An 8,611-nucleotide genomic window follows, 5' to 3' on the forward strand; every position below is an offset into this window, starting at 1 on the left:
TTTATTTAAATAAGTTGTTTAAGTGCTATTTCAAACGCTGTTTTACTAATTTCAGTCTTTAAAGGACTTTTATCGTAAACGTTTTGAATTGCTTTTTTGATTATGTCTGAAGTATCATTAAAAATAGCTTCATCTGTCATTTGTACTTTACGCTCCATAAAATAAGCAAATACACGTGCCATACCACAGTTAGAGATAAAATCAGGTATTAAACTTACACGCTCATCGGTTTGCTCCATTATTGGTCCAAAGAAAATTTCTTTATCTGCAAATGGTACATTTGCGCCACAAGAAATGACTTCTAAACCTGTACTTATCATTTTGTCAATTTGATCTTGAGTAATTAAACGTGATGCAGCACAAGGTGCAAATATTTCGGTTTCAAGTGACCAAACGCGCTGATTCATTTCTTCAAACGGAATCATGTTTTCTGCTAGTAAAGTATTTCCGTTTTTATTTAAGAAGAACTCTTTAATTTCTTCAAAAGTAAATCCGTTTTCATTAATTACTCCTCCAGAAATATCTATAATTCCTACCACTTTTGCTCCCATTTGTGCTAAGTAATAAGCTGCTGCAGAACCAACGTTACCAAATCCTTGGATTACGGCACGTTTCCCTTTTACATTTCCGCCATAAATTTCATAATAATGTTTTACCGCTTCGGCAACGCCATAACCAGTAATCATATCTGCAACAGTATATTTTTTTGAAACGTCTGGTGAATAATTTACGTTTTCTAAAACCTTGATTACACCTTGACGTAATTGACCAATACGGTTAATTTTGTCTGCTTCTGTAGGTTGAAAGTGACCATTAAATACACCTTCTTGCGGATGCCAAACACCTGAATCTTCTGTGATTGGAATTACTTCGTGAATTTCATCTACATTCAAATCTCCGCCGGTACCATAATAACTTTTTAATAATGGTGAAACTGCTTTATACCAACGCTCTAAAACACCGCGTTTTCTTGGGTCTTTTGGATCAAAATTTATTCCTGATTTTGCACCACCAATTGCTGGTCCAGATACCGTAAATTTTACTTCCATTGTTTTGGCAAGAGATAAAACCTCGTTCATATCTAATCCCTTGCGCATACGTGTACCGCCACCAGCAGCGCCACCACGTAAAGAGTTTATAACTGTCCATCCTTCTGCATCTGTTTCTGAATCTTTCCAGTTAAATACAATTTCTGGCGCCTTATTTTCGTAAATTTTTAGTAAGTCTTTCATTTAATTATTAAGAATAAAATCAACTAGTTAGTTTAGGTTTAAACAGGTTTTTAGTTGATTCATTTTTTTGAAGAATTGTTAATTAGTAACAACAAATATAAAAAACAAAAAATGGCTTTAAAAGTAAAGCCATTTTTATTATTATAAATTATTGTTAAGTTTTTAGTTTAAAGTCATTTTTCCAAATGCATGATATAGATTACCATAGCCATAAATAGCAAAATTATTAGTATCTATTTGCTTTGTAAAGGTTGGTGCAAAGTCTATTATTAAATCTTCGCCGCCAACTTTACTGTCCCAAAATGGTACAATTGTTTGATCTCCTGTATCATCAATTGTGTTTAAAATAACTGCTCTTGCTTCGATTTTCTTATTACCTAAAACAATTTTTTTCTCTTTTAAAACGTATTCTTTTTCTGTTGTTAGCAGATTTAATTTTCCGTTATTTAAAAAAGGATAAAATGAGGCTATACGCTTAGCTTCATTTTTATAAGTGTCTGAATATTTTAAGTAAGACTCGTACTTTACTTGTCCTGCTGTATCTAACTTTACAACTATTCCTGGACCTATATTATACGTGTAATCATACTCAAAACTTGCGCCTTCTTTTAAGGCACTTTCGGATTTATAACATTCGCCAATTAAATATATATTGTTATCTTGAGTTAGTACATTTTGAATTGTTAAATCTAAAAAGCCTTTACCTAAAACTTTTTTAAGTATAGTGTCTGACCAACCTTGATTTCTTATTAAATTTCCGTTAGTTATATCGTAAAGAAAATAGCTTTTATCTTTTTTTCCGCCAACCGAAATTCCTGGTTTTACGTTATCTGTCGCAAAACCTATTAGATAATTTGTATTAGCTACAGTTATTACTTTACTGTCTGAAATATAAAACTCTGAAGCTGAAACTTGTTGTGTGTTTATATCTGTTCCGTTTATTGTAATAACAGCTGTTTTTGGTTCTTTTTTAAAAATATCTGTATGTTTTACAATATGTACTGTTTTATCATTAGTGATGTAAAGCTGTTCTTTGTAAGCTCTTTCGCTTTCAAAATTTAAAGTGAAATTTGAATTAGCTATTTCATTTAAATCTTTATCAAATAAAACTGTTGTAATTTTTTCGTTTTGCTTTTTCTCAAAAACATTATTTACTAAAACAGCTATTGTGTTTTTGTCTGGAGAAATTTCTACATTAAAAAAACCTGAGTTATTTACTTTTTCTATAGGTAAGGTAAACAGCTCTTTTTCTTCTGAAATAGTAAAGCTATCATTATCAAATACTTGAACGTATAACACGTTTTTACCATCTTTTTTTAAAGCAATATTAGAGAAAAAGTAAAGTTTATTATCGCCTTCTATAACATCTATTAAAGTAGCATCCATGCGTTGACGCTGTGGTAATTTAAAACTCACATCCTTTAAAACTTGACGATTGTAATCGTGCTTTGTAATGTAAATTAGCTTTGGTGCGTAAACATGAGATCCTGATTTTTCTATACTATAGATTGTAAAATCTTCTGTTGTTGGAAAAATAATATTTGGATTTTGATATCCATTATGACCATTTTTTGCCCAATCTGTCCAAGTAAAATTGGCGGTTTGAGAAAACACTGTTGTAGATAGTAATATTAACAACAGTGTTATTTTATTAAATTGTATCTTATTCAAAATGTGCGTTGTATTCGTTTACAATTTTTAAAATACCTAAAACACGATATCCTTTTTCTTTGCTTTTTATTTTTTTAGCTAGTTCTGGGTAATCACTTACGTATTTACTCATTACATTTTTAAAGCTAAACAATACCTTTGGCGAAGCAAATTTTAGGTAATCATCACCATCTTTTACTGCTAACACTTCTGTTTGAATTTTTGTACCATCAAAGTCTAAAATAATCTCTTTGTTGCCATCTTTTTTAAGTGTCATTTCTGCACCTTTATCATCTTCTACTCTTATGTAATAATCAAAAAGACTAATTTTTCCATCTACTGTTCTTAATAAAAAGACTTTTGTTTTTCCGCTTAAACCTTCGTAAGGATGAGTTTCGTAATAATCCTCTCCAATTTTATAGGCTTTTAAATCTTTTGGATCATAAACTACTGGTTTATCTTCTAAAGTTTTGAAGAATTTTACTTTACGTTGGCTTTTAATTTTTAAGAATCTTTTTAAGTAACCTTCTATCTTTTCACCTTTATTAGTGATTACGTAACCTGGTAACTTTTCTGATCTGTCTTCCCAATTATCATCAAAATCTTGAGCATAAGTTAATCCAGAAATTAGTAATGCAAATGCTAGTAATAGTTGTTTCATTTTTTTAATTATTTATTAATTGTTATTATTTTTTGATATACTTTTCAAAAGCTGTATCAAAGCTTCAAAATTAAGTAAACTACTGATATTGTATTGTTAAAATTTATAAATCTTCCCAGAAGAGTGATCTTTACTTGCTCCTGTAACAGATGCTAAACAGTTATTTTCTTTTCTTAATTTTAACACACCTAAAAAGCCAAAAATTAATGCTTCTTTAAACTCTATTAATTCAGCAGATGGAATAACGATTTTAGCATTGGTTAAAGCTTTAATTCTTTCAACTAAAAAATCATTATACGTTCCGCCACCAGTTAGCAAAACAGATGCATTATCTTTTTGGTTAATCACCTTTACTATTTGTTGCGCCACATGATAAATCATAGTGTGCAAAATATCTTTTACTTCTAATTTGTAGTTATCTATTAATGGAAAAATTTGCTGCTCTACCCATTCCAAACCTAAAGATTTTGGATATGAATTTTTATAGAAATCTAAAGCATTTAACTGCTCTAATAGTTGTTGATTTATTTTTCCTTGTGAAGCTAAATGTCCCTTATCGTCATAGTCAAATCCTAATTGTTGTACATATTTATTAAGTACAATATTAACTGGACAAATATCGAAAGCGATGCGTTGCTTATTAATAAATGTAGACACGTTTGCAAATCCGCCAAGATTGATACAATAATCACACTCCGAAAATAAAAGCTGATCACCAATTGGTACTAATGGCGCACCTTGACCACCAAATTGTACATCTTGTACTCTAAAATCACATACAACAGTTTGCTTTAATTGTTCTGCCAATACAGGTAAATTCCCGATTTGATACGTTAATTTTTCTTCTGGTTGGTGTAATGCGGTATGACCATGAGAGCAAACAGCATCAAGGTGATTTATGTTATTTTTTTTAATGAAAGTCGAAATAACTTCAGCTAAATAATTAGTGTAATCAACATCTATTTGCTGTAAATCTTTTATAGATTGTTGGGTTAAGTTTTTAAGTTTTATTAGCCATTCTTCAGAATATGATACTGTATTCGAATTCAAAATTTGAAATTGCCAAGTATCTTTTTTAGTAAAATTAATTTCAGCTAAATCAATTCCGTCTAAAGATGTTCCAGACATAACACCTACTATGTGATAATTTTCTTTTAACATATCGAGTAAAAATAACTATAACGATTGAAAAAATGCTAATAAAAAGTTATCTTTGAAGACATTTTTTATTGAATTAACAATTTTATATACCACTATGGATTTTAATCTTACAGAAGAACATTTAATGATTCGCGACGCAGCTCGTGATTTTGCAAGAACAGAATTATTACCTGGCGTTATAGAACGTGACGAAAAACAAGAATTCCCTCAAGATTTAGTTAGAAAAATGGGAGAACTTGGATTTATGGGAATTATGGTAGACCCAAAATACGGTGGAAGTGGTATGGATGCGATTTCTTACGTATTAATTATGGAAGAGTTATCTAAGATAGACGCGTCTGCTTCTGTAATGGTTTCTGTAAACAACTCATTAGTTTGTTACGGTCTTGAAGCTTTTGGAACAGAAGAGCAAAAACAAAAATATTTAACAAAATTAGCTACTGGTGAGCAAATTGGTGCATTTTGTTTAAGTGAACCAGAAGCTGGTAGTGATGCAACATCGCAAACAACTACTGCAATAGACAAAGGTGACCATTATGTAATTAATGGAACAAAAAACTGGATTACCAACGGTGGTAGATCTGATGTTTATTTAGTAATTGCACAAACAGACAGAGAAAAAGGACACAGAGGAATCAATGCTTTTATCGTTGAAAAAGGTATGAAAGGTTTTGATATTGGTCCTAAAGAAGATAAATTAGGAATTAGAGGAAGTGATACACACACGCTACAATTTAACGATGTTAAAGTACCAAAAGAAAACAGAATTGGTGAAGATGGATTTGGTTTTAAATTCGCAATGAAAACACTTTCTGGTGGACGTATTGGTATTGCTGCACAAGCTTTAGGTATTGCTTCTGGAGCTTACGAGTTAGCTTTAAAATATAGTAAAGAGCGTAAAGCTTTTGGTACCGAAATTTGTAACCATCAAGCAATTGCTTTTAAACTTGCAGATATGTATACAGAAATTGAAGCTGCACGTATGTTAGTAATGAAAGCTGCTTGGGATAAAGACCAAGGTAACAATTACGATATGTCTAGTGCTATGGCAAAATTATACGCTAGTAAAGTTGCTATGGAACAAACGGTTGAAGCTGTACAAATACACGGTGGAAATGGTTTTGTAAAAGAATACCACGTAGAACGTTTAATGCGTGATGCAAAAATCACTCAGATTTATGAAGGAACTTCTGAAATCCAAAAAATTGTAATTTCTAGAGGTGTTATTAAAGGGTAACATTTCAATTATATAAAATTGAAAAGGCTTCGCATATACTGTTGAAGCCTTTTTTTTTTTATGAGTTTAATTCGTCTAAAACCAACCTGATTTCACCATAACTATATTTATCATCTAGTTGATGTTTTAAATCTGAAAGTGTATCAAACTTTTGTTTTGGTATTAACTCTTTTAATTCTTGATAATGCGCTTTTGGCATTAAATCGGAAATTTTAATTTCACCAGATTTAATAAATTTAGCCAAATGACCGAATATTGTATTTTCATTTAATTCTCTAATGTGAGCAATTTCTTCTATAGTTTTACCGTCTTTAAAAAGTGCTAAAGACTCTTTTTGTGTATCTCCCTTTTTACGTTTTGGCTTTTCTTCTTCTACAAATTCAAATTGAGTATCATCTGAAGTATCAATATCATTCTCTTCACAATACTCTTTAATTACAGTTAAAATATCGTTTCCATACTTTTCAACTCGCACTTTACCAAAACCATTGACTTGTAATAATTCTTTTTTGGTCGTTGGTAAGGTTTCGCACATCTCGTAAAGTGCTTTTTGGGTAAAGATTTGATAGTGGATTAAATCGTGTTCTTGCGCAAGAGTATTTCTTAATTCTCTTAACAGCTCAAATAATTCAATATTTGTAGTACCATCAATGACAGTTTTTCTGAGTTTTTTTGGTTTGTCTTTAGTTAAAAAGACCGATTTAGCTCTTAGACCTAAAAAATTATTGACTTCAAAACCTTGATTTAATTCAGAGAAGTAAAGTTTTTTAGTGGCTATAAGTTCTTCAATTGTATCTAATTGTTTGCTAATATCTTTATCTAAAGCTTTGTTATCTGTGCTAAAACTAAAGTTTTGATAAGCATCTATAATTTTGCTTTTAGTTTCTTCAGAAAAATAATTAATAGCTTTTTTAAAACGTTCTTGTATAACCTGATCGTTTTCTGGCAACTTATCTTGAGCTAATTCTTTTAGTTGAATTTTAAATGAATTAGCTACTTTCAGTAAGTTTGTAGCACAATCCTTAATAATGGTTAAAGGTTGCTCTACATTACCTTCAATACTTCCTCTATTTTTATAATAGATATCTAGAATTCTATTTACAGGATATATAAATTGAAAAAAATCAAAAACTTCTGAAATTAATTGAAGCTGAAAAATTGATTTTGATTGTTCTAGTTCTTTTTCATCTGGTTGGTTTTCTTCAGCTTGTTTGGTAAAATTAAGAACATTGGTGTCACTTATAATATGTCTTGAATCAATCTTACTTTTTAAGACTAAACCTTCTAAAGATTTACATCTACTTAGGGCAACATAGGTTTGACCATGCGCAAAAGCACCTTCTGCATCAATAACAGCTTTTTCAAAAGTTAATCCTTGACTTTTATGGATTGTAATTGACCAAGCTAAGCGTAAAGGCATCTGCGTGTAGCTTCCAATTTTGTCCTCTGTTATGGCATCTGTTTCTTTGTCTACTTTATAGGTAATATTTTCCCAAGTTTCAGGTTTTGTGATTATAGTAAAATCATCGTCTGGACATTTTACAACAACTTCGTCTTTGTCTAAATGAATTACTTTTCCTATTTTCCCATTGAAATAACGCTTTTCTGGTGAGCTATCGTTTTTAATAAACATGACTTGCGCTCCTACTTTTAATACTAATTTATCCTCATTCGGATAAGAAAACTCTGGAAATTTACCTTGTACTTTAGCTGAATAACTAACTAATTTTGTTGAAAGTTTATCTAATTCTGATTTATTAACTTGATCGGCTTTACGGTTGTGAGTAGTTAAAAATATGTAGCCTTCATTTTCTGAAGGTGAAAAATTTGGATCAAAACGTTTATTAAGCTCTTCTACTGAATTTTTAGATAAGCTATTAGATCTAATTTCATTTAAAACCTCAATAAACTTAGGATTATCTTGTCTGTATATGTGCTTTAACTCAACCGTAATAGGGTTACAATATTGATACGCATGGCTGCTAAAAAAATAAGCATTATTGTAGAATGGTTTGAGAAGTTCCCATTCATTATCTCTTACAACAGGTGACAACTGTTGTAAATCACCAATCATAAGAACTTGTACACCACCAAACACTTGATTTCTGTTTTTATATCGTTTTAAAATTTTGTCAATAGCATCTAATAAATCTGCTCTGACCATACTAATTTCATCAATTACTAATAAGTCTAATGATTTAATAATATTAATTTTAGTCTTACTAAATTTAGTTTTAAAACCACTAGCATTAGAAAGAATATCATCAGGAAGAATAGGCCCAAAAGGTAATTGAAAGAAAGAATGAATAGTTACACCTTTAGCATTAATTGCTGCTACACCCGTAGGTGCAACAATAACCATTCTTTTAAGTGAATTTAATTTTAATCTATGAAGAAACGTTGTTTTACCAGTTCCAGCTTTACCTGTTAAGAAAATATTTCGCTGGCTTTTGTTTACAAAATTCCAAGCTAATTCTAACTCTTTATTTATTTCCATCACCTTCAAAAATAAAAGAAATAAATATATTAAAAAGCATAAATAGAAAACAAAAGAACAAAAAAAAAAGTCCTCAACAAAATATGTTGAGGACTTTAAAAAAGGCGACGACCTACTCTCCCACAATGTAGTACCATCGGCGCTAATGGGCTTAACTTCTCTGTTCGGAATGG

Annotated in this window: 6 protein-coding genes and 1 rRNA gene; 1 reads left to right on the plus strand and 6 read right to left on the minus strand. The window is 30.5% G+C overall.

Annotation, left to right across the window (positions count from 1 at the left end; all coding sequences use genetic code 11):
• Positions 1-5: 5 nt before the first annotated feature.
• The 4 genes from FHS04_RS13110 to FHS04_RS13125 form a co-directional block, all read right to left on the minus strand.
• Entirely contained in the window at positions 6-1,232 is a 1,227-nt protein-coding gene (locus FHS04_RS13110; protein WP_106678780.1) for a Glu/Leu/Phe/Val dehydrogenase dimerization domain-containing protein, read from the minus strand.
• 162 nt (positions 1,233-1,394) lie between these two features.
• Complete coding sequence (locus tag FHS04_RS13115) at positions 1,395-2,903, minus strand: hypothetical protein (protein WP_106678778.1); 1,509 nt, start codon at positions 2,901-2,903, stop codon at positions 1,395-1,397.
• Positions 2,896-3,543, minus strand: coding sequence for a hypothetical protein (locus FHS04_RS13120; RefSeq protein WP_106678776.1), 648 nt, complete (start codon positions 3,541-3,543; stop codon positions 2,896-2,898). Before FHS04_RS13120 ends, FHS04_RS13115 begins: the two co-directional genes overlap by 8 nt.
• Before the next feature lie 96 nt (positions 3,544-3,639).
• Positions 3,640-4,704, minus strand: a complete 1,065-nt coding sequence (locus FHS04_RS13125) for an anhydro-N-acetylmuramic acid kinase (protein ID WP_106678774.1) — start codon at positions 4,702-4,704, stop codon at positions 3,640-3,642.
• 94 nt (positions 4,705-4,798) lie between these two features.
• Between FHS04_RS13125 and FHS04_RS13130 the strand changes: the two genes are divergently transcribed.
• Complete coding sequence (locus FHS04_RS13130) at positions 4,799-5,941, plus strand: acyl-CoA dehydrogenase (protein WP_106678772.1); 1,143 nt, start codon at positions 4,799-4,801, stop codon at positions 5,939-5,941.
• A 58-nt stretch (positions 5,942-5,999) separates the two neighbouring features.
• Here FHS04_RS13130 and FHS04_RS13135 read toward each other — a convergent pair whose 3' ends face one another.
• Together FHS04_RS13135 and rrf are read right to left on the minus strand one after the other, a co-directional pair.
• On the minus strand, positions 6,000-8,438 hold the full coding sequence (locus tag FHS04_RS13135) for a helix-turn-helix domain-containing protein (protein WP_106678770.1): 2,439 nt from the start codon (positions 8,436-8,438) through the stop codon (positions 6,000-6,002).
• A 99-nt stretch (positions 8,439-8,537) separates the two neighbouring features.
• Positions 8,538-8,611, minus strand: a 5S ribosomal RNA gene (rrf, locus tag FHS04_RS14450); the annotation flags it as partial.

This window comes from Mesoflavibacter zeaxanthinifaciens subsp. sabulilitoris, from assembly GCF_014191595.1.
Classification (GTDB): domain Bacteria; phylum Bacteroidota; class Bacteroidia; order Flavobacteriales; family Flavobacteriaceae; genus Mesoflavibacter; species Mesoflavibacter zeaxanthinifaciens.